Source organism: Pseudoxanthomonas sp. J31, assembly GCF_000510725.1.
Classification (GTDB): Bacteria; Pseudomonadota; Gammaproteobacteria; order Xanthomonadales; family Xanthomonadaceae; genus Pseudoxanthomonas.
This window is the reverse complement of record NZ_AZNZ01000001.1, coordinates 90,361-114,603: the sequence shown is the minus strand read 5'-3', so window position 1 is coordinate 114,603 and position 24,243 is coordinate 90,361. Positions and strand designations below refer to the sequence as shown.

General features: G+C 71.7%; 24 protein-coding genes and 1 riboswitch. Of the genes, 11 read left to right on the top strand and 13 right to left on the bottom strand.

The annotated features are described in order from the left end of the window. Positions 1 to 109 precede the first annotated feature (109 nt). Complete coding sequence (locus PSEJ31_RS0100515) at positions 110 to 997, top strand: fructose bisphosphate aldolase (RefSeq protein ID WP_037034327.1); 888 nt, start codon at positions 110 to 112, stop codon at positions 995 to 997. Between the two features lie 87 nt (positions 998 to 1,084). Then, a complete protein-coding gene (gene pncA, locus PSEJ31_RS0100510; RefSeq protein ID WP_026010678.1) occupies positions 1,085 to 1,705 on the top strand; it encodes a bifunctional nicotinamidase/pyrazinamidase in 621 nt (206 codons plus the stop codon). An 88-nt stretch (positions 1,706 to 1,793) separates the two neighbouring features. Here pncA and PSEJ31_RS0100505 read toward each other — a convergent pair whose 3' ends face one another. Beyond that, the gene (locus tag PSEJ31_RS0100505) at positions 1,794 to 4,037 is read right to left on the bottom strand and encodes a methyl-accepting chemotaxis protein (RefSeq protein ID WP_028914322.1); all 2,244 of its coding nucleotides are present in this window, start codon (positions 4,035 to 4,037) and stop codon (positions 1,794 to 1,796) included. Positions 4,038 to 4,389: 352 nt separating this feature from the next. Between PSEJ31_RS0100505 and PSEJ31_RS0100500 the strand changes: the two genes are divergently transcribed. After that, positions 4,390 to 4,584 (top strand): oxidoreductase-like domain-containing protein, encoded by a 195-nt coding sequence (locus tag PSEJ31_RS0100500; protein WP_028914321.1) that lies wholly within the window; start codon positions 4,390 to 4,392, stop codon positions 4,582 to 4,584. Here PSEJ31_RS0100500 and PSEJ31_RS0100495 read toward each other — a convergent pair. The 5 genes from PSEJ31_RS0100495 to PSEJ31_RS0100475 all read right to left on the bottom strand — a co-directional run bounded on the left by PSEJ31_RS0100495 (position 4,581) and on the right by PSEJ31_RS0100475 (position 9,635). After that, a complete protein-coding gene (locus tag PSEJ31_RS0100495) occupies positions 4,581 to 4,997 on the bottom strand; it encodes an acyl-CoA thioesterase (RefSeq protein WP_019397438.1) in 417 nt (138 codons plus the stop codon). The genes PSEJ31_RS0100500 and PSEJ31_RS0100495 overlap by 4 nt on opposite strands. Before the next feature lie 69 nt (positions 4,998 to 5,066). Next, positions 5,067 to 5,393, bottom strand: a complete 327-nt coding sequence (locus PSEJ31_RS0100490; RefSeq protein WP_019397437.1) for a thioredoxin family protein — start codon at positions 5,391 to 5,393, stop codon at positions 5,067 to 5,069. Then, positions 5,365 to 5,841 (bottom strand): flavodoxin, encoded by a 477-nt coding sequence (locus PSEJ31_RS0100485; protein WP_019397436.1) that lies wholly within the window; start codon positions 5,839 to 5,841, stop codon positions 5,365 to 5,367. Before PSEJ31_RS0100485 ends, PSEJ31_RS0100490 begins: the two co-directional genes overlap by 29 nt. 122 nt (positions 5,842 to 5,963) lie before the next feature. After that, positions 5,964 to 7,028 carry a ribonucleotide-diphosphate reductase subunit beta gene (locus PSEJ31_RS0100480; RefSeq protein ID WP_037034186.1) on the bottom strand — a complete coding sequence of 355 codons (1,065 nt, stop codon included), beginning with the start codon at positions 7,026 to 7,028 and terminating at the stop codon, positions 5,964 to 5,966. Positions 7,029 to 7,193: 165 nt separating this feature from the next. Further along, complete coding sequence (locus PSEJ31_RS0100475; RefSeq protein ID WP_028914319.1) at positions 7,194 to 9,635, bottom strand: ribonucleoside-diphosphate reductase subunit alpha; 2,442 nt, start codon at positions 9,633 to 9,635, stop codon at positions 7,194 to 7,196. 176 nt (positions 9,636 to 9,811) lie between these two features. Next, positions 9,812 to 10,025, bottom strand: a riboswitch (cobalamin riboswitch). A gap of 137 nt (positions 10,026 to 10,162) precedes the next feature. Here PSEJ31_RS0100475 and PSEJ31_RS0100470 point away from each other — a divergent pair. Further along, positions 10,163 to 10,750 (top strand): DUF998 domain-containing protein, encoded by a 588-nt coding sequence (locus PSEJ31_RS0100470; RefSeq protein WP_028914318.1) that lies wholly within the window; start codon positions 10,163 to 10,165, stop codon positions 10,748 to 10,750. A 3-nt stretch (positions 10,751 to 10,753) separates the two neighbouring features. Here PSEJ31_RS0100470 and zapE read toward each other — a convergent pair whose 3' ends face one another. After that, the gene (gene zapE / locus PSEJ31_RS0100465; protein ID WP_028914317.1) at positions 10,754 to 11,890 is read right to left on the bottom strand and encodes a cell division protein ZapE; all 1,137 of its coding nucleotides are present in this window, start codon (positions 11,888 to 11,890) and stop codon (positions 10,754 to 10,756) included. Further along, complete coding sequence (locus PSEJ31_RS0100460; protein WP_028914316.1) at positions 11,887 to 12,552, bottom strand: alpha/beta hydrolase; 666 nt, start codon at positions 12,550 to 12,552, stop codon at positions 11,887 to 11,889. Before PSEJ31_RS0100460 ends, zapE begins: the two co-directional genes overlap by 4 nt. Before the next feature lie 93 nt (positions 12,553 to 12,645). Between PSEJ31_RS0100460 and PSEJ31_RS0100455 the strand changes: the two genes are divergently transcribed. The 5 genes from PSEJ31_RS0100455 to PSEJ31_RS0100435 all read left to right on the top strand — a co-directional run bounded on the left by PSEJ31_RS0100455 (position 12,646) and on the right by PSEJ31_RS0100435 (position 17,466). Then, positions 12,646 to 13,503 (top strand): EamA family transporter, encoded by an 858-nt coding sequence (locus PSEJ31_RS0100455; RefSeq protein WP_026010252.1) that lies wholly within the window; start codon positions 12,646 to 12,648, stop codon positions 13,501 to 13,503. A 43-nt stretch (positions 13,504 to 13,546) separates the two neighbouring features. Continuing rightward, positions 13,547 to 14,365 (top strand): NADPH-dependent 7-cyano-7-deazaguanine reductase QueF, encoded by an 819-nt coding sequence (gene queF, locus PSEJ31_RS0100450; RefSeq protein ID WP_019397429.1) that lies wholly within the window; start codon positions 13,547 to 13,549, stop codon positions 14,363 to 14,365. 247 nt (positions 14,366 to 14,612) lie between these two features. After that, a complete protein-coding gene (locus PSEJ31_RS0100445; protein WP_037034182.1) occupies positions 14,613 to 15,392 on the top strand; it encodes a rhomboid family intramembrane serine protease in 780 nt (259 codons plus the stop codon). Between the two features lie 84 nt (positions 15,393 to 15,476). Next, positions 15,477 to 16,340, top strand: coding sequence for a phosphatase PAP2 family protein (locus PSEJ31_RS0100440; protein ID WP_028914314.1), 864 nt, complete (start codon positions 15,477 to 15,479; stop codon positions 16,338 to 16,340). A 100-nt stretch (positions 16,341 to 16,440) separates the two neighbouring features. Further along, complete coding sequence (locus PSEJ31_RS0100435; RefSeq protein WP_028914313.1) at positions 16,441 to 17,466, top strand: TIGR00266 family protein; 1,026 nt, start codon at positions 16,441 to 16,443, stop codon at positions 17,464 to 17,466. 112 nt (positions 17,467 to 17,578) lie between these two features. On the opposite strand, the gene PSEJ31_RS0100430 is transcribed toward PSEJ31_RS0100435, so the two are convergent. From PSEJ31_RS0100430 to PSEJ31_RS0100415, 4 genes are all read right to left on the bottom strand, one after another. Continuing rightward, complete coding sequence (locus PSEJ31_RS0100430; RefSeq protein ID WP_147208323.1) at positions 17,579 to 17,971, bottom strand: hypothetical protein; 393 nt, start codon at positions 17,969 to 17,971, stop codon at positions 17,579 to 17,581. Between the two features lie 52 nt (positions 17,972 to 18,023). Continuing rightward, on the bottom strand, positions 18,024 to 18,365 hold the full coding sequence (locus tag PSEJ31_RS15460; RefSeq protein ID WP_125109166.1) for a hypothetical protein: 342 nt from the start codon (positions 18,363 to 18,365) through the stop codon (positions 18,024 to 18,026). A 98-nt stretch (positions 18,366 to 18,463) separates the two neighbouring features. After that, the gene (locus PSEJ31_RS0100420) at positions 18,464 to 18,868 is read right to left on the bottom strand and encodes a GFA family protein (RefSeq protein WP_028914312.1); all 405 of its coding nucleotides are present in this window, start codon (positions 18,866 to 18,868) and stop codon (positions 18,464 to 18,466) included. A 31-nt stretch (positions 18,869 to 18,899) separates the two neighbouring features. Beyond that, positions 18,900 to 19,379 carry an Lrp/AsnC family transcriptional regulator gene (locus PSEJ31_RS0100415; protein ID WP_019397422.1) on the bottom strand — a complete coding sequence of 160 codons (480 nt, stop codon included), beginning with the start codon at positions 19,377 to 19,379 and terminating at the stop codon, positions 18,900 to 18,902. Between the two features lie 131 nt (positions 19,380 to 19,510). Between PSEJ31_RS0100415 and phhA the strand changes: the two genes are divergently transcribed. Next, positions 19,511 to 20,404 (top strand): phenylalanine 4-monooxygenase, encoded by an 894-nt coding sequence (gene phhA, locus PSEJ31_RS0100410; protein ID WP_028914311.1) that lies wholly within the window; start codon positions 19,511 to 19,513, stop codon positions 20,402 to 20,404. Positions 20,405 to 20,417: 13 nt separating this feature from the next. Here phhA and PSEJ31_RS0100405 read toward each other — a convergent pair whose 3' ends face one another. Next, a complete protein-coding gene (locus PSEJ31_RS0100405) occupies positions 20,418 to 21,851 on the bottom strand; it encodes an FAD/NAD(P)-binding protein (RefSeq protein ID WP_028914310.1) in 1,434 nt (477 codons plus the stop codon). A gap of 204 nt (positions 21,852 to 22,055) precedes the next feature. Between PSEJ31_RS0100405 and PSEJ31_RS0100400 the strand changes: the two genes are divergently transcribed. Then, positions 22,056 to 24,146, top strand: a complete 2,091-nt coding sequence (locus PSEJ31_RS0100400; protein ID WP_051403589.1) for a TonB-dependent receptor — start codon at positions 22,056 to 22,058, stop codon at positions 24,144 to 24,146. Positions 24,147 to 24,243: the final 97 nt, after the last annotated feature.

The following is a 24,243-nucleotide window of genomic DNA, read 5'->3' as shown; positions in this document are numbered from 1 at the left end:
TGCAGGCGCCGCGCTGACAGCGTTGTCTGGCGCCGGCGGCACGTCGCGCTTACGGGCCGGCGGCTAAGATCGTCGGCCCCCGAACCTAGCCAAGGGAACAGCCGTGACCATCAACCGCGAACAGCGTGACCGCATTGCTTCAGGCCAGGGTTTCATCGCCGCGCTCGACCAGAGCGGCGGCAGTACGCCCAAGGCGTTGAAGCTGTACGGCATCGACGAGTCGGCCTACGCCAACGAAGCCGAGATGTTCGCCCTGGTGCACCGCATGCGCGAGCGCATCGTCACCAGCCCGGCCTTCGACGGCAGGCGCATCCTCGGTGCCATCCTGTTCGAGCGCACCCTGGACGACCGCTTCGCCGGCGAGGAGGCGGCGCGCTTCCTGTGGGAGCGCAAGCAGGTGGTGCCGTTCCTGAAGATCGACAAGGGCCTGGAGGCCGAGGACGGCGGCGTGCAGCTGATGAAGCCGATCCCCGGGCTTGAAGAGCTGCTGGCGCGGGCCAAGGCCAAGGGCGTGTTCGGCACCAAGGAGCGCTCCGTGATCAAGGCCAACAACCCCGCCGGCATCGCCGCGGTGCTGGACCAGCAGTTCGAGCTGGCGCGCAAGGTACTGGCCGCCGGGCTGGTGCCGATCGTCGAGCCGGAGGTGGACATCAAGGCCGCCGACAAGGAGGCGATCGAGGCCGAGCTCAAGCGCGGCCTGCTGCAGCGCCTGGACACGATCGACGCCGCCACCCCGGTGATGCTCAAGCTGACCCTGCCCAGCATCGACGGCTATTTCGCCGAGCTGGTCGCGCATCCGTCGGTGCTGAAGGTCGTGGCCCTGTCCGGCGGCTACAGCCGCGAGGAGGCCAACGCCAGGCTCGCCCGCAACCCGGGCGTGATCGCCAGCTTCAGCCGCGCCCTGACCGAGGGCCTGGGCGCGCAGCAGTGCGACGAGGAGTTCAACCAGGCCCTCGATGCCTCGATCGAGTCGATCTACCGCGCCTCGATCGCCTGAGGCCGCGCGCGGGCGGATGCCCCGCGCGGGGCATCCGCGGCATCATTGCAGGCCCGCCGCATGCCGCGGCAGGCCCGGTTCCCCGTGATGCATCCCGACACCACCGCCCTGATCGTCGTCGACCTGCAGCCGGACTTCATGCCCGGCGGCGCCCTGCCCTGCCACGAGGGCGATGCCATCGTCCCGGCCATCGATGCGCTGCTGCGCTCGCGCAGCTACCGCACCGTGGTCGCCACCCAGGACTGGCACCCGCGCGGGCACGCTTCCTTCGCCAGCGCCCATCCCGGTCGCCAAGCGTTCGAGCAGGTCGAACTGCACGGCCAGCCACAGACCCTGTGGCCGGACCACTGCGTGCAGGGCACGCCCGGCGCCGCGCTGGACCCGCGGGTGGACTGGAGCGCGGCCGACCTGGTGCTGCGCAAGGGCACCCGGCCGCAGGTGGATTCCTACAGTGCGTTCCGCGAGAACCATGGCCCCGGCGGCAGCCGCCCGGCCACCGGCCTGGCCGGCTGGCTGCGCGAACGCGGCATCGACGAGGTGCACGTATGCGGCCTGGCGCGCGACTACTGCGTGCTGTGGACCGCGCAGGACGCGGCAGCCGCCGGCTTCCGCGTCCGCTTCCTGTGGGAGCTGACCCGGCCGGTGGCCCCGGACGGCGACGCGCCGACCCGCAGCGCGCTGGAAGCGGCCGGGATCGCCCTCGGCTGAGGCCGCGCCACAAAGGAAAACGCCGGCGCGAAGCCGGCGTCTTCCTGCCTGGAAGGCCGCGGGGGACGGCCTTCCGGAACGCGGGGGATCAGAACTCCTGCCACTCGCCGTCGTCGGCGGTCGCCGCCGCCACCGGCGCCGCCGCGGCCGCGCGCGGGCGCGCCGCAGGCGCTGGCCGGGCCGCTGCCACCGCCGGGCGCCTGTGCGCCGGCGCGCGCAGCGCGGACTGGCCCAGGCCATCGGCCAGACGGAACACCGCCACGGCCTCCACCAGCTGCCCGGCCTGCTCGGCCATCGAGCGCGCCGCGGCGGAAGCCTCCTCCACCAGCGCGGCGTTCTGCTGGGTGGTCTCGTCCATCTGCACCACGGTCTGGCTGACCTGCTCGATGCCCGCGGTCTGCTCCTGCGAGGCGGCCGAGATCTCGGACATGATGTCGGTCACCCGGTGCACGCTGGCCACGATCTCGCCCATGGTGGTGCCGGCCTTCTGCACCAGCGCCGAACCATTGGCGACCTTGCCCACCGAATCGTCGATCAGCTGCTTGATCTCCTTGGCCGCGCCGGCCGAACGCTGGGCCAGGGTGCGCACCTCGGAGGCGACCACGGCGAAGCCGCGGCCCTGCTCGCCGGCGCGCGCCGCTTCCACCGCGGCATTGAGCGCCAGGATGTTGGTCTGGAAGGCGATGCCGTCGATCACCGAGATGATGTCGGCGATCTTCTTCGAGGAATCCTCGATGGCGGTCATGGTCTGCACCACCTCGCCGACCACCGCGCCGCCCTGCGAGGCGACGTCGGCCGCGCCGATCGCCAGCTGGTTGGCCTGGCGCGCATGCTCGGCGTTCTGCTTGACGGTGGAGGTCAGCTCCTCCATCGAGGCGGCGGTTTCCTCCAGGTTGGCGGCCTGCTGCTCGGTGCGGCGCGCCAGGTCGGCGTTGCCCTGGGAGATCTCGGCGGCGGCGGTGTTGATGCTGCCGGAAGCCTCCTGGATGCGGCCGACGATGCTGGTCAGGTTCTGCACCGTGGTGTTGGCCGCATCGCGCATCTGCGCGAACACGCCCTCGTAGTCGCCGTCCATGCGCACGGTCAGGTCGCCGTCGGCCACCGCCTGCAGCACCTGGGCCAGCGACTGCAGGCTGGTGTCGGAGGTGTGCATCAGCCGGTTGAGGTTGGCGACCATGTCGCGGAAGCCGAACTCGAAGCGGGATTCGTCGCCGCGCTGGCTGAAGTCGCCATGCACGGCGGCGGTGCTGAGGTTGCCGATCTCCTCGCTGAGCGCCAGCAGGTTGGCCTTCACCCCGTCCATCGCCTCCATCAGCACGGCCTTCTCGCCCGGCACGCGCGGGAAGTCGTCGTGCAGGTCGCCGCGGGCGTAGGCGCCGGCCAGGCGCCCGGCCGTGAGCGCGGCCTGGACGTGCTCGTTGACGACCGCGTTCACGACCTCCATCAGGCTGCTGTAGTCGCCCTGGACCACGCTGGGATCCAGGCGCGCGGAGATCGCGCCGAGGTCGTGCTGGCGGCCCATCTCCTTCGTCGCTTCGATCACGGTCTGGACCGACTCGCGGGTGGCCTGCACGGCGCGCAGGACGTCGCCGACCTCATCGGCACCGCCGACCAGGCGGGCGCCATCCATCCTGCCTGCAGCCAGGTCGCGGGCGGCCGCGGCGGCCAGGCCCAGCGGGCCGGTCAGGCTGCGGGTGAACACCACCGCCAGAAACACCCCGAAGACGATTGCGATGCCCAGGACCGCGAACAGCGTGGTGCGCGCGCGGCTGGTGGCCACCACGGCCTCCTCGTGCGCCGCCTTCATCTGGCGGGCTTCGCGCTCGACATAGGCGTTGACCGCCTCGCGCCAGGTCTTCAGGCCGGCGCCTGCCTCGCCGTTGAGATAGGTGGTGGCCTCGGCGATGTTGCCTTCCAGCGCCAGTTTGGCGACATGGTCGTTCAGCGGCGCCGCGTCCACGCGGGCCTTGTTGATGGCCGCCAGGAGACGCTTGCCTTCCTCGCGCGCCGGCATCGCTTCCAGCTTCTGGTAGGTGGCGACGAAGTTCGCGCGCGTTTCCTGGATCCGCTGCTGCGCAGCCAGGCGCTCCTCCTCGCTCTCGGCCAGGATCATGGCCTGCATGTTGATGTTGAGCAGGTTGGCGCTGTCGTACAGCGTGTTCGCCAGCGCGGTCTTGGTAACCCGTTCGACGGCGATGGTTTCCAGGTGCTTTTCCAGCGTGGACAGCGAGGTCGCCGAAACCACGGCGATCGCGGCCATCAGCACCAGCAGGAAGCCAAAGCCGGCGAACATTCGCTTGCCGACGGTAAAGCGTTGGAGGAACTCGTTCATGACTGCCTCGGGGGGAGGTTGTTGCGGCTGGAGGACGGCGGAGCCGCCCGGGGCGCCTGGTCGGGGGATGCCCGGAGCCGCGCGGGCGGTTCCGGGTGTGCCCATCTATCGGCGCCCGCTGCACGGCGATTGAGCAGGCCTGATGAAGATCCTCAATACGATCGACGGCCTCTGCGGATTGGTAGCGATCCCTTGGCCCGGCGCAGCGCCGCCCGGGCGGTTGCACAGGGTCTTTCGCCGCCGGGAGTGCCGAGCTCGTCACACTATCGGTGGCGAAAATCTGAATAACAGGCGTCCGCGGCGCAGCCGGGTCGGCTGCCTGCGCGGCACGGTGATCGGCTACGCTTTCGCGATGCCACCCGACCCTGTTTTCCCGGCGGACGATCCACCGCCGCAGCCCCCGGAAAAGCCGCTGCCGTCCGAATGCTGCGAGAGCGGCTGCCCGATCTGCGTGTACGACCTCTACGCCGAAGCCCTGGACGAGTACCGCCAGGCGCTGGCCGCCTGGCAACAGCGCCATCCCGGGATCGATCCCGGGGTGGCCTAGTCGGCCGCGGCGCCCGCCGGCAGCTTGGGTACCGGCGTCGGCCGGCCCAGCGGATCCAGCGCGATCATCACGAACTGCCCGCGGGTGCACAGCTTGCGCTCGCCGCTGAGCAGGTTCTCGGTGATCACCTCGACCTCGACGTTCATCGAGCTGCGGCCCACCTTCACCAGGCGCGCGATCACCTCCACCAGGTCGCCCTTGTGGATCGGCTGGTTGAAGTCCACCTGCTCCGAGCGCGCGGTCACCACCGTGGTACGCGCGTAGCGCGAGGCGACGATGAAGGAGGCCATGTCCATCCACGCCAGCGCCTGGCCGCCGAACAGCGTGCCCAGGTGGTTGGTGTGGTCGGGGAAGACCATGTTCATCAGGCGCGCCTCGGTGGGGCGCGCTTCGGCGGGGACGGCTTCGGACATGGCGGCGTTCTCCCTGTTGGCCCGGCCCGATCATCGCCGATCCCGGGAAAGGCGCGCGTGAGGCGACGGCTACAGGTACGCCGCGACCGCCGCGGCCAGCTGCGCGGGGCCTTGGAAGCCCGGCAGCCGCGCCGTCTCCACCCCATCGCGGAACAGCGCCAGGGTCGGGGTCTGGCGCAGGCCCAGGCCGCGGAAGAAGTCCTCGCCAACCTCCTCCAGCTTCACCTTCAGCAGCACCAGGCCCTGCGCGGCCGGCTCGGTGGCGAACCTGCGCAGCGCAAGATCGAGCATGGTGCAGCCCGGGCAGGCGTCCTTCCAGTAGTCCACCAGCAGGCGGGGATGGGCCGCCAGCGCGGCGGCATGGGCCTCAGGCGAGGCGGCGTGCAGGATCTGCATGGGCAGCGGCTCCGGTGGCGGCCAGCACCTGGTCGGTCCAGCGGGCGATGGCCAGCGCATCGCGCTGCCCATGCGGCATCTGCTCGATTTCCAGGCGCGGGAAGGGTGAATCGAAGAAGCGGGCGATGCGCCGCACCGCGCCGCAGTAGTACTCCTCGCCCCACTGGGTCTCGCCGGTGCCAAACACGGCCACGTTGGCCGGCTTGCCCACGGCCGCGACCAGGTCGGCGATGAACTGCTTCATCTCCGCCGGCGTGCGCCCGCCGTTGTCGGTCCAGCTGCCCAGCAGGTAGAGGTCATGGCGCGGATCGCCCGCGTCGGCCAGCGCGTGCAATCCCGCCTCCAGCCAGGTCACGGCGTGGCCATGCGCCTCGCAGTGCCCACGCACCTGCCGTGCGAGGTCGCGGGTGTTGCCGCTGAGGGATGCGTAGGCGATCAGGAGGCGCATGAAGGCCGTGATTGGTGATTCGATAAAGGCGAGGGTTCGAGGTCAATGTCCGGGTCCCGTGATTGGCGCCGAAGCAGCTTTGCTCTTTCCGATCACGAATGACCAATCACGAGTCACGTGGCTCATAGCTCATCGAATCCGTTGTCCGCGTTGGTCTTCTTGTACGAGGCATTACGCATCTCGAAGAAGTCGGTCTTGGTCTGGGTGAAGTTGTCGGCGTAGGCGCGGATCCAGGGCATGACGTTGTCGGTGGTCTCCGTGTACAGCGACTCGATTCCCAGCATCCCGGCCATCTTGTTCGCGCGGTACTTCACGTAGCGGATCATCTCGTCCACGTCGATGCCGTCGATCCCGTCCAGCACTTCGCCGGTCCATTGCGTCTCCAGCTCGATGGCGTGGCGGAAGGCCAGGTGCACGTAGTCGGTCAGCTCGTCGGTCTGCAGTTCCGGGTTCTCGCCGACGATGGCGCGGATCACCTCGCTGATGAACTTGGTGTGCGCCAGCTCGTCGCGGTTGATGAAGCTGATGATCTTGCCTGTGCCGGCCATCCGGTTCTGCCGCACCAGGTTGTAGAAGTAGGCGAAGCCGGAATAGAAGTTGATGCCTTCCAGGATCGAGGACTGGATCAGCGCGCGCAGCAGGGTCTCGGCGGTCTTCTCGCGCATGAAGTCCTCGTATGCGACCATGATCGGTGCGTTGCGGCGCAGGATGGTCGGGTGGGTGCGCGCGATCTCGAACACCCGGTTCTGGTTGGCCAGATCGGTGATCGAGGCCAGCACGTAGCTGTAGCTCTCGTTGTGGATCACTTCCTGCTGGCCGATGATCGCCGCGTTGGCGTGCGCCGCCGGATCGGTGATGTACTCGGCCACGTTGTAGATGAAGCGGGTCTGCGGCGAGTCCAGGGTGGCCAGCAGGCCGATGATCGAGTCGAAGGCGTTCTTCTCGCGCGCCGACAGCTCGCCGTACTGGCGCGCGTCGCCCTTCATGTCGACCTCGTCCGGGATCCAGAAGTTGGTCGAGAGCTCCTTGTAGGCGCGGTAGAACGACGGGTAGGGGATGTCGTTCCAGTTGAGGATGCCCGAGGTGGTCCCGTTGATGATCCCGGTCGAACGGTTGGGATGGCGCGGCTCGAGGATGCGGATGCGGTCCAGCCGGGTGGCAGTACGCGGTGCGGCAACAGTATTCATGGTCGTTCTCTCTCTCTCTGCTGGTTGCCGACCGCAACCAGCATTCTGGAGGAAAGCCCCCCTGAGTCAGGGGGGCGCGCCGAAGGCGCAAGGGTGTGGAGGCTGATGAGCGGGGCCCGCGGTTCGCAGCGCGAACCGTGGAAGCTGACAAGGGCGAACGCGCGGTCAGCTACTGCACCACTCGCACTCGGCCACGTCGATATCGTTCGAGCGCACGTAGTACGTCGTCTTCAGCCCCTGCCGCCAAGCCTCCAGGTGCAGCTCCAGCAGCACCGAAGCGCGGATCGAGGAAGGTACGTAGAGGTTGAAGCTGATTGCCTGGTCCACGTGGCGTTGGCGGCGCGCGTTCTGCCGCACCGAGGCGAACTGGTCCACCTTCCACGCGCCCTTCTCGTAGTAGGGCCAGGTTTCCAGCGACAGGCCGGGTGCGGCTACCGGGCGCCGGTAGTCCTTCTTTTCCTCGTAGTAGAACGCCGAGTAGACCGGGTCGATCGAGGCGCTGGAGCCGGCGATCTGCGCGGTGGACATGTTCGGCGCCACCGCCAGCAGCCAGCCGTTGCGCAGGCCGTTGACCGCCACCTGAGCGGCCAGGTCCAGCCACTCGGGCGAGTTGTAGCCGCGTTCGCGGAAGTAGGCGCCGGTGTGCCAGTCGCTGCCGGGGAAGGCCGGGTAGGTGCCCTTTTCCTTCGCCAGCTCCATGCTGGCCTGGATCGCCAGGCGGTTGATCCGCTCGTACAGCGCGTCGCTGTAGTCCTCGGCCTCCTTCGAATCCCAGTGGATGCCCTTGAGTGCAAGCAGGTGGTGCCAGCCGAAGGTGCCCAGGCCGATCGCGCGGTACTTGCGGTTGGTGATGGTCGCCTGCGGCACCGGCAGCTGGTTGAGGTCGATGACGTTGTCGAGCATGCGCACCTGGATCGGTACCAGGCGCTCGAGCACGTCGCTGATCAGGTCGCCCTGGCCCTCGGCCTGGACCACCGCGCGGCCCAGGTTGATCGAGGACAAGTTGCAGACCACGAAGTCGCCAGCCTGCTTCGTGGTCACGATCTGGTCGCCGGAGACGACCTCCTGGATCATCCGGGTCGGGCTCTGGTTCTGCAGGATCTCGGTGCACAGGTTGGACGAATACACCATGCCGCAGTGCTTGTTCGGGTTCTTCCGGTTGACCTCGTCGCGGTAGAACATGAACGGGTTCCCGGTCTCCAGCTGCGAGACCATGATCCGCTTGAACAGGTCGATCGCGCGGACCGTCCTGCGGCCGATGCGCCCGTCCTCGACCAGCTCCTGGTACTTGCTGCGGAAGCTGCCCTCGCCGCGCTTTTCGTCGTAGAAGTCCTGCAGGTACCAGCCCTTGGCCTGCTTCACCTCGTGCGGGTCGAACAGGTACCAGTCGCCGCGCCGCTCCACCGCCTCCATGAACAGGTCCGGGATGCACACCGCGGTGAACACGTCGTGCGCGCGCAGGCGCTGGTCGCCGTTGTTGAGGCGCAGGTCGAGGAAGGCCTCGATGTCGCGGTGCCAGATGTCCAGGTACACCGCCACCGCGCCCTTGCGCTGGCCCAGCTGGTCCACCGATACGGCGGTGTTGTTGAGCTGCTTGATCCACGGCACCACGCCGCCGGAGGAGTTGGGCACGCCGCGGATCGGCGCGCCGGCGGCGCGCACGTAGCCCAGGTACGCGCCCACGCCGCCGCCGCCCTTGGACACGCGGGCGATGTCGGTGTTGGAGTCGTAGATGCCCTGCAGGCTGTCGTCGACGGTGTCGATGAAGCAGCTGGACAGCTGGCCGCCGACCTTGCCCGCGTTCTGCAGGGTCGGGGTGGCCACCGTCATGTACAGGTTGGACAGCGCCCAGTACGCCTCGCCCACCAGCTGCATGCGTCGCTCACGGGGCTTTTCGTCCTGCATCAGGTACAGCGCGATGGTCAGCCAGCGCTCCTGCGGCAGCTCGTAGACGTTGCGCGCCGCGTCGGTGGCCAGGTAGCGGGTCGCCAGCAGGTACAGGCCGTTGTAGGTGAACAGCTTGTCCCGCTCCGGGTCGAGCAGGCGGCCGGCCTCCTCCAGCTCCTCCTTGGAATAGGCGCGCAGGATGTCGTTGGAATAGATGCCGCGGTCGGCCAGGCTCTCCTGCAGGCCGACATAGGAACCGTACTTCCGTGCCACGTCGTAGAAGCGGTTGCGGCTGGCGCGCTTGTACAGGCGGCGCAGGTACAGGCGCGCGGCGAAGTACTCCCATTCCGGCGCGGCCAGGTCCACGCGCGCCTCCGCCTCGCGGATCAGGTGGTCGACCAGGTCGTCGGCCGACAGCGCTTGCTTGCGCGCGACGAAGCCCAGTACCGCGCGCTTGTAGCCGTCGATCTCAAGCTGCGGGAACTCGGCGTGGATGGCATCGATGCTGCGCTCCAGGCGCGCCGGGTCGAATGGCAGGCGGCGGTTGCCGGCCTCCTTGGTGATCCAGGTGGTGGCTGCCGGCGGCGGGGCCGGTGCGGCAGCGCGCGCGGCGGGCGGGGTGGGAACCGGGGCGTCGGCAAGCGCGTGGCCGGCGGCGGCCATGGCCGCGGTGGCCGGGGCCGCGCCGGCGACCGGCGAGGGGGTGTCCTGGGATGTCATGCGCATCCTCCGTGGCGTGATGCACCCCGCGTCCCTCCCTCGGGGAACGCGGATCCGGTGCGGATGCGGAGGATGCGAAGGCAGCGTCGCAACGGCCGCGACGCAGCGCGGCTGCGGCGGCCCCTGCTTCGCCAGTCTTCCCCCCTCCGGGGATTCCGTGACCGGCACCGCGCGGTGTGCTTGGCGCGGCTGTCGGCAGGTCTTCGGACTTCCGGACGTGGAGGTTTCCCTCCGCCTACTTCCGCCGCTTCCCAGGCCCTGGCCCAGTGCGTTGGTGCGGGTTCGTTTCCGGTTACCGCTGCGGGGCAGTGCCGGATTCGCCTTGCGGCCCACCGGACTTCCCTTTTAAACCCGCGCCGCGGCGCGGGTACCGACCCGACACAAGATAGTGGGGTACCAGGATCATGGCAACCCCATATCTCGGAACAGGCACCCTGTTGGCGGACTCGTCCGGGCCGCCGCCTGCGCCAGCCCCGCGCCTTTGCGACACTGCCGGCATGCGCGTGCCTGCCCCCGACCCCAGGTCCGTGGCCAGCACTCTGGTGCTGGGCAGCCTCGCCCACTTCCTGCTGGCCGCGGTGGCGGTGCAGGCGCTGCGCCCGGAATACGACCCCTGGCTGGCGCCGCTGAGCCTGTACCTGTCCGGTGCCTGGAGCGCGTGGCTGCGCGCGGGGTACTACGGCCTGGCCCTGGGCATCGTGCTGCTGGCGCTGGAACTGCGGCGCACGCTGGAGCCGCGGGCGCGCTACGCGCTGGTGCCCGTGCTGCTGTGCGGCGGCGCGCTGGCGCTGGCGGCCACCGCCGCCTGGCCGGGACCGGCACCCGGGTACCCGGTGGACGACCTGGAGGCGCTGGTCCACCGCATCGCGGCGATGGCCGCGTTCCTGCTGGTCGGCAGCGGCATGCTGCTGCAGTCCGCTGCGCTGCACCGCGATCCGCACTGGCGCGGACGGGCCCTGGCGGCGCTGCTGCTGGCGCTGCTGGCCTTCGCCGGGCTGTGGCTGCACGCGTTGTGGCGCGAGCTGCCGCGCGGGGCCTCGCAGAAAGCGGTGGTCGCGCTGTACCTGTCCTGGCTGTGGCTGTGCGCCTGGCGCCTGCGCACGGCGCCGCGCTGAGGCTCAGGCGCGGTGCGGGGTGGCCAGGTACTCGGCGCTCTGCATCTCGATCAGGCGCGAAGCGGTGCGCTCGAACGCGCCGCCCAGGCGCTGGCCTTCGTACAGTTGCGGCGGGGCCGCGTCGGCGGTGCACACCAGGTTGACCTGGCGGTCGTACAGCTCGTCAACCAGGTTGACGAAGCGCCGTGCCGCGTCCTCGTTCACCGCGCCCATGCGCGGGATGCCGCCCAGCAGCACGGTGTTGAACTCGCGCGCGATCTCGATGTAGTCGGTGGTGCCGCGCGGGCCGTCGCACAGCGCGGCGAAGTCGAACCAGGCGATGCTCTTGCCGCGGCCGCGCACCGGGATCTTGCGCGCGTCGATCTCGATGTTGCACGCGTGGGCCGCGTCGCCACCGCTCAGCTCGCGCCAGCGCTCGGCCAGCCAGGCGTCGGAGCCTTCGTCCAGCGGCGCGCGGTACACCGGGGAACGGGTCAGCGCGCGCAGGCGGTAGTCCTCCTGGCCATCGGAGCGCAGGACGGTGCAGTGCTGCTGCAGCAGGTCGATCGCCGGCAGGAAGCTGGCGCGCTGCAGGCCGTCGCGGTACAGGTTCTCCGGCGCGGTGTTGGAGGTGGTCACCAGGGTCACGCCCTCGGCGAACATCCGCTCCAGCAGGCGCGCCAGCAGCATGGCGTCGCCGATGTCGGTGACGAAGAACTCGTCCAGCACCAGCACCTTCAGCGCGCCGCGCCAGCGCCGGGCGATGTGCGCCAGCGGGTCGGCCTCGCCGGCGTGCTCGCGCAGGCGCTCGTGCACGCCGCGCATGAAGCGGTGGAAGTGGGTGCGGTACTTGCCGTTGCTGACCTGCGGCTTGTCCGTGCCCGGCGAGTACACCGGCAACGGCAGCGATTCGTAGAACAGGTCGACCACGAAGGTCTTGCCGCGCCCGACCTCGCCCCAGTAGTACAGGCCGCGCACCGGCGCCGCCGGGCGCGCGAACAGGCGCGACAGCAGGCCGCCGGAAGGCGGCGCCAGCAGCGCCTGGTGGATGCGGTCCAGCTCGCGCAGGGCCGGGTGCTGCGCCGGGTCGTCGCGCCAGCGCCCGGCCGCGGCGCCCTCGGCGTAGACCTGCGAGGGGGTGCGCACGCCGCTTGCGCTCATGCCTGCGACAGCCAGCCCTTGACCTCGTGCTGGATGGCGCCGCGCAGGTCGATCAGCTTGCGGTGGAAGAAGTGGCTGGTCTCGGGCATGCGCACCAGCTGCGGTTTGCGCGGCAGCGAATCGATCCAGTCGTACACCGCCTGCGGGTCGACGATCTCGTCCTGGTCGCCCTGCACCACCAGCCACGGCACCTCGGGGATCTGGATGCCGGAGAAGTCCCAGCCGCGTCCGGCCACCGGCGGCGCGATCGAGATCAGCGCATCGGGCGCCAGCTCGGCGGCGCTGGACAGGCTGACGTAGGAGCCGAAGCTGAACCCGGCCAGCCACAGCGCCTGGCCCGGGCGCGCGGCGCGCACCCAGTCCACCACCGCGCGCAGGTCCTCGCGCTCGCCGACGCCGCGGTCGAACTCGCCCTCGGAGGCGCCGGTGCCGCGGAAGTTGAAGCGCACCGTGGTCGCGCCCAGCTCGCGCAGCGCGCGCGCGACCATGGTCACCACCTTGTTGTGCATGGTCCCACCCTCGGTCGGCAGCGGGTGGCAGACCACCGCCACCAGCGGGCGGGCGTCGCCCGGTTCGGGCAGGTCCACGGCCACCTCCAGCGCGCCGGCCGGGCCGGGCAGCATCAGGGTGGTCGACTCGTCGGGGAAGGCGCTTGCGGTCATGCGCACATGATACAGACCGGCCGCGCGGCGCCGGTGTGGCTGCCGCGCCCGCCACTCGGCGACAATGGCGCCTTCCCGCCCGCCTCCCCGCGCATGCATTTCCTCCTGCTCAGCGTGACCTGCAGCGTCCTGGTCTCGGTGCTGCTGAAGCTGGCGCCGCGCCGCGGCTGGGACGTGGGCCAGATGGTCACCTGGAACTACCTGGCCGCGGCCCTGCTGTCGGCCTGGCTGCTCAAGCCGCCGGCGGCCGCCCTGCACCAGCCTGGCGCACCCTGGGGTGCGCTGCTGGTGCTGGCGGCGCTGTTGCCGACCCTGTTCCTGGTGCTGGCCGCGGCGGTGCGCCACGCCGGCATCGTGCGCACCGACGTGGCCCAGCGGCTGTCGTTGCTGCTGTCGCTGGCCGCGGCTTTCGTGTTCTTCGGTGAGCGCGCCGGGGCGATGAAGCTGGCCGGCCTCGGCCTGGGCCTGCTGGCGGTGCTGGGCATCCTGGCACGCCCGGCCGGTGCGCCCTCCGGCAGTCGCGGCTGGCTCCTGCTGCTGGCGGTATGGGCCGGCTTCGCCGTGGTCGACGTGGTGCTCAAGCGCCTGGCCATGGCCGGCACCCCGGCATCGGCCGCGCTGCTGGTGGCCTTCGTGCTGGCGTTCTTCGGCATGTCCGCCTGGCAGCTGTGGCGGATGCTGGCGCAAGGCATGCGCCCGGGGCTGCGCCACGCCGCCGCGGGCCTGGCCCTGGGGCTGCTCAACTTCGGCAACATCGTGTTCTACGTGCGCGCCCACCAGGCGCTGCCGGACAGCCCGGCCACGGTGTTCGCGACCATGAACATCGGCGTGGTCGTGGCCGGCACCCTGGTCGGCGTGCTGGCCTTCGGCGAACCCACCTCCCGGCTCAACCGCGCCGCCATCGCCCTGGCCATCGCCGCCATCGCCCTGATCGCGCTGGCGCCGCGCTGAGGCGGACAAGCGCCGTGCAGGCGCGCTTCCCTAGAATGTGCCGATGAATACCCCGCACGATTCCAGCCTCGGCCGCGAGGTCGCCTACCCGACCCGCTACGACCCGACGCTGCTGTTCCCGATCCCGCGCGCCGGCGCCCGCGCCGAACTGGGCCTGCAGGCAGGCGCGGCGCTGCCATTCACCGGCCACGACCGCTGGCATGCCTACGAACTGGGCTGGCTGGACGGCCGCGGCCGCCCGCAGGCGGCCACCGCGACCGTGCTGGTGCCGGCTGATTCGCCCTGCCTGGTCGAGTCCAAGTCGTTCAAGCTGTACCTCAACTCGCTCAACGGCGAGCGCTTCGCCGATGCCGGCGCGCTGCGCGCACGCATCGCCGCGGACCTGTCGCAGGCGGCCGGCGCCGCGGTGCGGGTGGAGTTCGGCCTGCCGCCGATGGCGGCAGGCGCCGAAGGCGCCAGCATCGACGATGCCGACGTGGACATCGACCACTACGGCCCGCCGCAGGCGGAAGTGCTGCGCGCCGATCCGGCCGAGGTGGCCGAGGAATACCTGCACTCGGGCCTGCTCAAGTCCAACTGCCCGGTGACCGGCCAGCCGGACTGGGGCAGCGTGCACCTGCGCTACCGCGGCCCGCGCATCGACCGCGGCAGCCTGCTGCGCTACCTGGCCGGCTACCGCGAGCATGCCGGCTTCCACGAGCAGTGCGTGGAGCAGATCTTCCTGGACGTGCTGGCCCGCTGCCGGCCGCAGTGGCTGTCGGTGGAGGCGCGCTATACCCGCCGCGGCGGCCTGGACATCAACCCCTGGCGCGCCACCCCGGGGCAACCGGCGCCGGCGCCGCTACGCGACCTGCGGCAGTAACCGCGGCCGCCCAATGCCGGCTTCACGGGTCACAGATGAAACGTTAACGACGCCTGTGACAACGTTGCGCCGTGCATTGGTCCGGCGCCTGGCAGGGTGGCCGCCGGACCCGGCGACCGGGCTCTCCCGGTGCTGCCTTCTCTCTCTCTCCCGGCAGGGTGAGTGACTCCTTGGGCGCGCCCTCCCGCGCCCTTCTTTTTGTCCGGACCCGGTTGATTCGGCGCCAGGCAGGCGCCATGCAGGGTTCATGGACGCCCCTACCGAACCCATGCCCCAGGCCGGCAGCGACCGGCGCAGGATCCTGCGCGCCTTCAACGCCAGCCTGGCCTTCGTGTTCCTGCTGCTAGTGGTGTTCGTTTCCCAGCCCGGGCTGGACGTGCGCGCCCTGGCAGTGGCGCCGCGCGACATCGGCCAGTGGATCGGCCTGCTCGCCGCGCCGTTGCTGCACGGCTCGCCGGAGCACCTGGGCGCCAATGCCGGCGCGATCCTGATCCTCGGCACCCTCGCCGGCGCGGTGTATCCGCGCGCCACCCTGCGCGCACTGCCGCTGCTGTGGCTGGGCTCGGGCCTGGGCGCCTGGCTGCTGGGCGATCCGGGCAGCCGCCACCTCGGCGCCAGCGGCCTGACCCATGGCCTGATGTTCATGGTCGCCGTGCTGGGCCTGCGCCGGCGCGACCGCGCCTCGATCGCCGTCGGCATGATCGGCTTCCTGTTCTACGGCAGCATGCTGGTGACCGTGCTCCCGCACGAGCCCGGGGTGTCGTGGCAGTCGCACCTGGGCGGGGCGCTGGCAGGCCTGCTCGCCGGCCTGCTGTGGTGGCGCGCGGACCCGCTGCCGCCACGCCCGCGCTACAGCTGGGAGGACGAAGAGGAGGACGCCGGCTCCCCCCAGGCCGGCACCGACGCCGACACCCTGGAACCCCCGCCGCCGCGCGACGTGCCGGTGCTGTGGCACCGTCGGCCACCGGTGCGCGGCGTGGTGCTGCGCTTCCCGCCGCCGCGGCGCGGACCTCCCGCGGAGCCCTGAGCCCGGCGGCATGACCGCCCGCACATCCGCGCCCACGGTGGGCCGCGGATAATCGGCGGCCTGTTCCCCTGCGCAGGACCTCCCATGCCTTCCGCTTCCGCCCCCGCGCCGGCCCGCTGGCGGCGGGCCCTGGTTCCCGTCCTGCTTGGCGCCGCGCTGGCCGCGTGCAGCGCGCGCCCCACCCCGCCCGCGCCCGCACTGGCCGCCGACGGCGTGCCGGAAAGCCGGCCCGGCTGGGCCATCGGCTACCTGCCCGACGCCGCCGTGCCCGACAGCCTGGCCCTGCTGCCGCCGCCGCCGTCCGGAGAAGCGGCCGCGCTGGACCAGGCGCGCATGCAAGCGGCGCTGGCGCTGCACGGTACCCCGCGCTTCGCCCAGGCCGCGGTGGACGCGGAGCTGCAGTTCCCGCAGGCCGCGCCGCTGTTCGCCTGCGCCCTGGGCGTGGAGATCGACCTGCAACACACCCCGGCCACCTGGCGCCTGCTGCGCCGCAGCCTGGCCGATGCTTCCCGCTCCACCCGCAAGGCCAAGGACCACTACAAGCGCCCGCGGCCGTTCCTGGCCAACCACGCGCCCACCTGCACCCCGCAGGACGAGGCACGCCTGGCGCACAGTGGTTCCTATCCCTCCGGGCATACCGCGATCGGCACGCTGTGGTCGCTGGTGCTGGCGCAGGCCGCGCCGGGCCACAGCGATGCCCTGCTGGCGCGCGGCCGCGCCTTCGGCGAGAGCCGGGTGGTGTGCAACGTGCACTGGACCAGCGACGTGGTCGAGGGCCGCTTCATGGGCATGGCCACCTTCGCCCGGCTGCAGGCCGAGCCGGCGTTCCAGGCCGACCTGGCCGCCGCGCGCCGCGAGCTCGCTGCCGCGCGCGCCGCCGGCCGCGTACCGCAACGCGACTGCGCCGCCGAAGCCGCGGTGCTGCAGGTGGCCGCCAACCCCGGCTGAACACCGGGCGTGGCCCCTGGTGCCGGGCTGACATCCGGCACCTGCGCATCCCGGCGCGCGGTCCTAGACTCGGCCCGCGATTCCCCCCCAGGAGGCCGCCATGACCCAGTGGTACCTGCACGACCCCGCGAGCAACCGCCGCCTCGGCCCCATGGACACCGACAGCGCGCGCGCCGAGGCCGCGCGCAACCCCGGCCTGCTGGCCTGGCGCGAGGGCATGGGCGACTGGCTGCCGGTGCGCAACCTCGCCGAGCTGGTCGACGGCGTGCCCGGCGACCCGGCCGCCACGCCGCCGCCGCTGCCGCGCAATGCCGGCCGCGGCCGCGCCGACGAGATCGAGTTCCGCATCCACGGCCAGGAGATGCAGTTCGTCGAGATCGAACTGGACCCGGGCGAGAGCGCCATCGCCGAGGCCGGCGCGCTGATGTTCAAGGACGCCGCGGTGCAGATGGACACCCTCTTCGGCGACGGCTCGCACCGCGGCCAGGGCGGCGGCTTCATGGACAAGCTGCTGGCGGCCGGCAAGCGCGTGATCACCGGCGAGAGCCTGTTCACCACCATGTTCACCCACACCGGCAGCGGCAAGGCCAAGGTGGCCTTCGCCGCGCCCTACCCGGGCACGGTGCTGGCGATGAAGCTGGACGAGCACGGCGGCCGCATCATCTGCCAGAAGGACAGCTTCCTGGCCGGCGCGCGCGGCGTGCAGGTCGGCGTGCATTTCCAGCGCCGCATCCTCACCGGCCTGTTCGGCGGCGAGGGCTTCATCATGCAGAAGCTCGAGGGCGACGGCTGGGTGTTCATCCATGCCGGCGGCTGCGTGGTCGAGCGCGAGCTGGCCGCCGGCGAGCGCATCGACGTGGATACCGGCTGCGTGGTCGGCTACCACGCCAGCGTCAGCATGGACGTGCGCCCGGTCGGCGGCATCAAGAGCATGCTGTTTGGCGGCGAGGGCGTGTTCCTGGCCACCCTGACCGGACCGGGCAAGGTCTGGCTGCAGTCGCTGCCGTTCTCGCGCCTGGCCGGACGCATGCTGCAGGCCGCGCCGCAGGCCGGCGGCCATAACCGCGGCGAAGGCTCGGTGCTGGGCGGGCTGGGCCGCATCCTGGACGGCGACAACCGCTTCTGACACCACGCGGCGCGGCCGCCCCGTCCGCGCCGGCGTCATTGGCTACCGTCGTCCTGCCCGCCGGGCGACGGGAGCGCGCCACGCGTCCTGCTGCACCTGACCGGGTGAAGCGTCAGGCCGACGAGCGACGGCGTGCAAAGTCCAGGCGGGCGAGTGCCCAGCACGCCGGCACCGCAACAAGCTGGCAGAACAGCCAGATGCCAGTGGCCGTATCCGGCCACGCCGCCGCCGGCAGCAGGACGTCGCAAGCGGCAAGCGCCAGCACGACGGCGACAGGCGCCAGCACGATCAAGGCCGCACGCACCGAGCGGCCGAACGGACCGGCCCCGGGGCTGCGCATCAAGGCAAACAGGGCCGGCCAGCCATGCAGCAGCGCCAGCACGAAGCTGACCACCAGTGCCCGCGATGGCGCCTGTCCTTCGGTGCCTACGAACTTGAGCCACCAGAGCGCCGCAAACAGCGCTGCGGACAGGAGGCCGAGAACTGGAACCTTCCGGTCGCGCACTGACCCGACCTGCTGCCTGGCACCTGGAGCCAACTCGCGCCGCAAGGCAGCGTCACCGCGGCGCGGGCACCGCGCCGATGGCGATGCCGGTATTGCAGTCGATGCGCAGCGCCTGGCGCGCGGACAGGCCGTAGCGCGGCGTCGTTTCCGGCGTGTAGTCGCCCAGGCCGCCGGTGGAGCGCAGCAGGCGCAGGCGGGTGCCGTCGCGCGGATCCAGCAGCGGGCTGCGGCAGGCCGGCCCGGCCACCGGCGAGGTGGCGCCGGTAGCGGCGTCGAGCACCTGGAAGCGTGGGGGCAGGTCGGTGATTGCGCCCGGGTCGGCGCGATCCGGCCATGCGCTGGCGCAGGAAGCCAGCAGCAGGGTGGCTGCGGCGGTCAACAGCAACGGTTTCATGGCGTCCCCCTTGCCTGTGTGTCCACGGACCGGGGCAGGGGGGTTATCGACGCTGCAAGGCGCCGCGCACCCGTGCCGTCGGCCATCCCCCGGGACGCTCAGCCGGGCGCGCGGTCGGAGGGATGGTTGATGCCGTCGCTGGTCGGCACCTCGCCCAGGTCGAAAGGATTGATGCCCTCCAGGCAGGCGACGTTGAGCCCGTACTCGTTGGGGTCCAAGCGCCGCTGGTGGTGGGTGTGGATGCCGCATATGCCGCAGAACCAGTGGCGCGCGGTCATGGTGTTCAACTGGTACAGGCGCAGGTGCTCCCGGCCGGCGGCCACGCGCAGGCGGTGCAGCGGCACGGTGGCCACGATCGTGCCCTTGCGCCGGCACAGCGAGCAGTCGCAGCGGCGCGGGTCGACCACGCCGTCCGGCAGTTCCACCTCCAGCCGCACCGCGCCGCAGTGGCAGCTGGCGCGGTGCACCGGCTGGATCGGCACGCCTCCGATGACCTTGTACATGGCAACTCCCGCCGGGCAGGTTGCCGCCACCTTAGCGCCGCGGCAGTGGCAGGCCGCGGGATTCCTTCACGGTGCGCAGCACGAAGCTGGAGTTCACGTCGGCCACCCCGGTGTTGTTGAGCAGGCGGTCGAGCAGGAAGCGCGAGAAGTGCTCCAGGTCCTCGACGTAGACGTGCAGCAGGTAGTCCATGTCGCCGGTCAGGGCATGGCAGGCCACCACCTCCTCCCAGTCCTGCACATGGGCGACGAAGCGGTCGATGCCGGGCGTGCCGTGCTTCTCCAGCTGCACCCGGACGAAGGCCTGCAGGCCCAGGCCCAGCGCGCGCGGGTCCAGGCGCGCGCCGTAGCCGGTGACCACCCCGGAGGCCTCCAGCCGCTGGATCCGGCGCAGGCAGGCCGAGGGGCTGAGGTTCACCCGCGCCGCCAGTTCGGCATTGGCGGCGCGGCCTTCCTGTTGCAGCAGGGCCAGCAGGCGCAGGTCGGTGCGGTCGAGTTCGACGGTGGCGGCCATTCGTTGCATTGCACCACGGTTGTGACGCAATAACATTGCGCCAGGCGCCGGGATATCCGCAACTTTGCAACCCGGTTGCGCGGGATCGGTCCTAGGCTGGGGGACGCCCCGCCAGTTCCGGAGACCCCGCCATGGCCACGCCCCGCCGCGTCGAATCCGAACGCCTGCAGACCGACAAGGGCTATGTCCCGGTCTACACCACCGCCATCGTCGAGCAGCCCTGGGACGACTACAGCGCCGACGACCACGCCACCTGGGGCACGCTCTACGAGCGCCAGCGCAGGCTGCTGGTCGGCCGCGCCTGCGACGAGTTCCTGCGGGCCCAGGACGCGATGGGCATGGACGCGCGCGCGATCCCGCGCTTCGACCAGCTCAACGAGGTGCTGGGCGCGACCACCGGCTGGACCCTGGTGGGCGTCGAGGGCCTGCTGCCGGAGCTGGATTTCTTCGAGCACCTGGCCAACCGCCGCTTCCCGGTCACCTGGTGGATCCGGCGCCCGGAGCAGATCGACTACATCGCCGAACCGGACCTGTTCCACGACCTGTTCGGCCACGTCCCGCTGCTGATGGACCCGGTGTTCGCCGACTACATGCAGGCATACGGCCGCGGCGGGGTGAAGGCGCACGGCATCGGCCCGGAGGCGCTGCAGAACCTGACCCGGCTGTACTGGTACACGGTGGAGTTCGGCCTGGTGCGCCAGGCCGGCGGGCTGCGCATCTACGGCGCCGGCATCGTGTCCTCTGCGGGCGAGTCGCAGTATTCGCTGGAGTCGGACGCGCCCAACCGGATCGGCTTCGACCTGGAGCGGATCATGCGCACCCGCTACCGGATCGACACCTACCAGAAGACGTATTTCGTGATCGACAGCTTCCAGCAGCTGATGGACGCCACCGCGCCGGACTTCACCCCGGTCTACGCGCGCCTGGCCGGGCTGCCGGCGCTGCCGGCCGGCGCGGTGCGCGACGGCGACCGCGTCCTGCACCGCGGCAGCGGCGAGGGCTGGGCCGAGGACGGCGACGTCTGAACCGGCGCGGGCGCTAGCGCGCGCCGGCGCGCAGGGCACGCGCGCCGCGCGGCAGGGCGCCCTCGCGCTGCACCCGGACCGAAGCCGCGGGCGCGCGCAGCAGCTGCTGGGCCAGTTCGCGCGCGGCCACCCGCAGTTCCGGCACGGCGATGATTTCCCACAGCTGCCCGCGCAGCAGCGGGCCGATGCAGTACAGCCCGCGCACCGGCGCGCCGTGGCGGTCCAGCGCCTCGAAGCGCTCGTTGGCGCGCAGGCCCAGGCCGAACGGATCGGGGCTGACCAGCCCGGCGTCGCGCAGCTGCCCGACCAGCGGGTGGCTGGTGCGCTCGATGTCGGTGTCCAGCCCGGTGGCGCGCACCAGCACGTCGTACTGCTCGGCCAGCGCGTGCGCCTGGCCGCGCTCGCGCAGCACCACCTCCACCGCTTCCTCGCCGCGGCGCGCGCGCAGCAGGCGCGCGGCGCGCACCACCAGGCGGCCCTCGCCGCGCAGCTGTTCCAGCTCCTCGTGCACGCTGGGCGGCAGGCGGTGGCGCACCACCTCCCAGTACGGGCGCAGGTGGCGCAGGAAGCGGCCGCGCTGCACGTCCGCCAGCCCGCGCCAGTAGCCCTGCAGGAACGGGCGCAGCGCATCGACCAGGCTGCGCCAGTCCGGCACGATCGGCGCCAGGCTGCGCAGCGCGCGCAGCAGCTGGCGCACGTCGCCGCTGTTGAGCGCGTGCAGCACGGTCGGCGGCAGCGCGATCGGGGGGCTGGGTTCGGCCAGGTGCGGGCGCGGTAGCAGGCCGCGGCGCGAGATCGCGGTGATCGGGCCCTGGTGGCCGCGGCGCAGCAGGGTGACCACGGTGTCGGCCATGGTCAGGCCGGTGCCGATCACCAGCACCCGGGCCTGCGCCGGTACCCGCGCCAGCGCGTCCTCGCCGCGCAGGTTCTTCTGCCACGGCCAGGCGATGTAGGCCGGGTCCACCAGCAGCCGCGGGCCGACGCCCTGCAGCCGCTGCGGCGGCAGCGCGCCGACCGCCAGCACCACCCGGTCGGTGAGGAAATCGGCGCCGTCGGCCAGCAGCACCCGGAACGCGTCGCCCTCGCGCTCCACCGCCACCGCCTCCTGCTGCACCTGGCTGAAGCCGGCCAGCGACACCTGCGCTGCCGACTGCAGCCGCGAGTACAGGTACTCGCCGTACACCAGCCGCGGCAGGAAGCTGTCCTCCGCGCGCCGGGTGAGGTTGAGCCAGCGCGCGAACTCGGCCGGCTGGTCGGCGGTGGCGCCCATCTCGCGGGCGCGCACGTTGAGCAGGTGCTCGGGGCGGGCCTCGCCGTAGGCCACGCCGCGGCCGAAGCCGTCGGCATTGCCGACCAGGCACAGGTCCACGCCAGTGGGGGCGATGCGGGCCAGTTCGGTCGCCAGGACGCTGCCGGCGAAACCGGCGCCGATGATGGTGATGCGCATGGCGCTGCCTCCGTGGATCGTTCGCCTTCGATTGGAACGGCGCGCCGCTCCCGGGGGGTAAAGATGCGGTTATCCCGGGGCTGCCGGCTCGCTACGGTTCGGCAGAAGCACATTGCGCATTGCCATGAGCGGCGCCCGTAGCGGACACCTAACGGGGCCATGCCTAGACTTGCGCCACCCGCTTCTGCACGCCATTGGCCCCCGATGAAGACCGCGACCCTGCTCCTGGCCGGCGCCACCGGCGCGCTCACTCCCGTTGCCGCCACCGCCGCCCCGGAACCGGAGGGCGTGCCGGCCGACCTGCCTGGCGTGCTCGTCACCGCGCGGCTGGATTCGGTGCCCGCGTTCGAGCTGCCGGCCTCGCTGGACGTGGTCGACCTGCAGGCCGGTTCGGCGCGGCCGCGCAGCGATGTCTCCGAGGTGCTGTCCGGCATTCCCGGCCTGCTGGCGCGCGACCGCGGCAACCGCGCCCAGGACACCCAGCTGTCGATCCGCGGCTTTGGCGCGCGCTCCACCTTCGGCGTGCGCGGCGTGCGCCTGTACGCCGACGGCATCCCCGCGACCATGCCCGACGGCCAGGGCCAGGTCTCGCACTTCGCCCTGGCCGCCGGCGACCGCATCGAGGTCATGCGCGGCCCGTTCTCGGCGCTGTACGGCAATTCCTCCGGCGGCGTGGTCCAGCTGTGGAGCGCCGATGGCACGCCCGAACCCAGCCTGGACCTGCGCGCCACCGCCGGCCGCTACGGCCACCTGGCCGGCAGCGCGCGCCTGCGCGGCACCGCCGGCGGCACCGGCTACAACGTCTCCGCCGCGGTCCTCGACAGCGACGGCTACCGTGACCACGGCCAGGCCAGGCGCAGCTCGCTCAACGCGCGCCTGCACCGCGACCTGGAAAGTGGCGGCCGGATCGAGCTGGTCGGCAACCACTTCCACGCCCCCGACGCGCAGGACCCGCTGGGCCTGACCCGTGCGCAGATGCAGGCCGACCCGCGCCAGGCGACCGCGGTCGCGCACGACTACGACACCCGCAAGTCGGTGCGCCAGGACCAGCTGGGCCTGCACTGGCGGCAGCCGCTGGGCGGCGGCTGGAACCTGCGCGCCAGCAGCTGGGCCGGGCAGCGCGACGTGGTGCAGTACCTGGCGGTGCCGCCGGCGGCGCAGGCCAATCCGCTGCACTCCGGCGGGGTGATCGACCTGGATGGCGCCTACGGCGGGGCCGACGCGCGCGTGGCCTGGCGGGACGCGGGAGGCCGTTTCGAACTCACCGCCGGCGCCAGCTTCGAGCGCCAGCGCCAGGACCGCCACGGCTACGAGAACTTCCTGCCCGGCGACGGCGGCCCGCGCCTGGGCGTGCGCGGCGCCCTGCGCCGCGACGAGGTCAATACCGTGCGCAGCTTCGACCAGTACCTGCAGGCCTGGTGGAAGCTGGCCCCGCGCTGGGCGCTGCAGGCCGGTGCCCGCCACAGCCAGGTGCGGTTCGAGGCCAACGACCGCTACGTCACCGCCGGCAATCCGGACGACAGCGGTTCGGTGCGCTACTCCGCCTTCACCCCGGTGGCCGGCCTGGTGTTCAGCGCCAGCGACGATCTGCGCCTGTACCTGTCGGCCGGGCGCGGTTTCGAGACCCCGACCTTCAACGAGCTCTCCTACCGCGCCGATGGCGGCGCCGGCCTGGCCTTCGACCTGCGCCCGGCGCGCAGCGACAACCTCGAGCTGGGGCTGAAGTGGCGCCGCGATGCCGGCACCGCGGTCGAGGCGGCGCTGTTCCGGGTCGATACCGAGGACGAGCTGGCGGTGGCCAGCAACAGCGGCGGGCGCTCCAGCTTCCGCAACGTGGGCGGGGCGCGGCGCGAAGGCGCCGAGCTGTCGGCGCACCTGCCGCTGACGGCGGCGTGGTCGCTGCAGGTCGCCGCGACCTGGCTGGATGCGCGCTTCAGCGACGGCTTCGGCCAGGTGGCCGCGGGCGCCGCGATCCCCGGCGTGGCCCGGCGCCAGGGCTGGGCGCGGCTGCAGTGGCGTGGCCAGGCCTGGGAGGCGGCACTGGAAGGCCTGGCCCTGGATGCGGTGCCGGTCAACGACGCCGGCAGCGAGTCGGCCGCCGGCCACGGCCTGCTGCACCTGGAGGCCGCGCGCAGCTGGGACGCCGGCGGCAGCCGCCTGCGCGCGTTCGCGCGGGTGGACAACGTGCTGGACCGGCAATACGCCGGGTCGGTGATCGTGAACGAATCCAACGGCCGCTACTACGAGCCCGGTCCCGGCCGCGCCCTGCTGCTGGGCATGGAACTGCGCCGCTGAGCGCGGCGACGGTCTCGGCGGAAACGGTCGAGCCGCCGCCGGGGCCCTGTTACGATTGGGCGGTTTTTGCGCCGCCGCGCCACGGCGGCGCCCGTTC

Bases quoted from the DNA above. Each gene is read 5' to 3' on its own strand.
- PSEJ31_RS0100490 (WP_019397437.1), bottom strand. From the start codon at position 5,393: ATGCAGATCCTGCACGCCGCCTCGCCTGAGGCCCATGCCGCCGCGCTG.
- PSEJ31_RS0100405 (WP_028914310.1), bottom strand. From the start codon at position 21,851: ATGCGCATCACCATCATCGGCGCCGGTTTCGCCGGCAGCGTCCTGGCG.
- PSEJ31_RS0100455 (WP_026010252.1), top strand. From the start codon at position 12,646: ATGCATTTCCTCCTGCTCAGCGTGACCTGCAGCGTCCTGGTCTCGGTG.
- PSEJ31_RS0100400 (WP_051403589.1), top strand. From the start codon at position 22,056: ATGAAGACCGCGACCCTGCTCCTGGCCGGCGCCACCGGCGCGCTCACT.
- PSEJ31_RS0100460 (WP_028914316.1), bottom strand. From the start codon at position 12,552: ATGACCGCAAGCGCCTTCCCCGACGAGTCGACCACCCTGATGCTGCCC.
- PSEJ31_RS0100505 (WP_028914322.1), bottom strand. From the start codon at position 4,037: ATGAACGAGTTCCTCCAACGCTTTACCGTCGGCAAGCGAATGTTCGCC.
- PSEJ31_RS0100420 (WP_028914312.1), bottom strand. From the start codon at position 18,868: ATGTACAAGGTCATCGGAGGCGTGCCGATCCAGCCGGTGCACCGCGCC.
- PSEJ31_RS0100480 (WP_037034186.1), bottom strand. From the start codon at position 7,028: ATGAATACTGTTGCCGCACCGCGTACTGCCACCCGGCTGGACCGCATC.
- PSEJ31_RS0100495 (WP_019397438.1), bottom strand. From the start codon at position 4,997: ATGTCCGAAGCCGTCCCCGCCGAAGCGCGCCCCACCGAGGCGCGCCTG.
- PSEJ31_RS0100445 (WP_037034182.1), top strand. From the start codon at position 14,613: ATGGACGCCCCTACCGAACCCATGCCCCAGGCCGGCAGCGACCGGCGC.
- zapE (WP_028914317.1), bottom strand. From the start codon at position 11,890: ATGAGCGCAAGCGGCGTGCGCACCCCCTCGCAGGTCTACGCCGAGGGC.
- PSEJ31_RS0100485 (WP_019397436.1), bottom strand. From the start codon at position 5,841: ATGCGCCTCCTGATCGCCTACGCATCCCTCAGCGGCAACACCCGCGAC.
- PSEJ31_RS0100475 (WP_028914319.1), bottom strand. From the start codon at position 9,635: ATGACATCCCAGGACACCCCCTCGCCGGTCGCCGGCGCGGCCCCGGCC.
- pncA (WP_026010678.1), top strand. From the start codon at position 1,085: ATGCATCCCGACACCACCGCCCTGATCGTCGTCGACCTGCAGCCGGAC.
- PSEJ31_RS0100415 (WP_019397422.1), bottom strand. From the start codon at position 19,379: ATGGCCGCCACCGTCGAACTCGACCGCACCGACCTGCGCCTGCTGGCC.
- PSEJ31_RS15460 (WP_125109166.1), bottom strand. From the start codon at position 18,365: ATGAAACCGTTGCTGTTGACCGCCGCAGCCACCCTGCTGCTGGCTTCC.
- queF (WP_019397429.1), top strand. From the start codon at position 13,547: ATGAATACCCCGCACGATTCCAGCCTCGGCCGCGAGGTCGCCTACCCG.
- PSEJ31_RS0100440 (WP_028914314.1), top strand. From the start codon at position 15,477: ATGCCTTCCGCTTCCGCCCCCGCGCCGGCCCGCTGGCGGCGGGCCCTG.
- PSEJ31_RS0100435 (WP_028914313.1), top strand. From the start codon at position 16,441: ATGACCCAGTGGTACCTGCACGACCCCGCGAGCAACCGCCGCCTCGGC.
- phhA (WP_028914311.1), top strand. From the start codon at position 19,511: ATGGCCACGCCCCGCCGCGTCGAATCCGAACGCCTGCAGACCGACAAG.
- PSEJ31_RS0100500 (WP_028914321.1), top strand. From the start codon at position 4,390: ATGCCACCCGACCCTGTTTTCCCGGCGGACGATCCACCGCCGCAGCCC.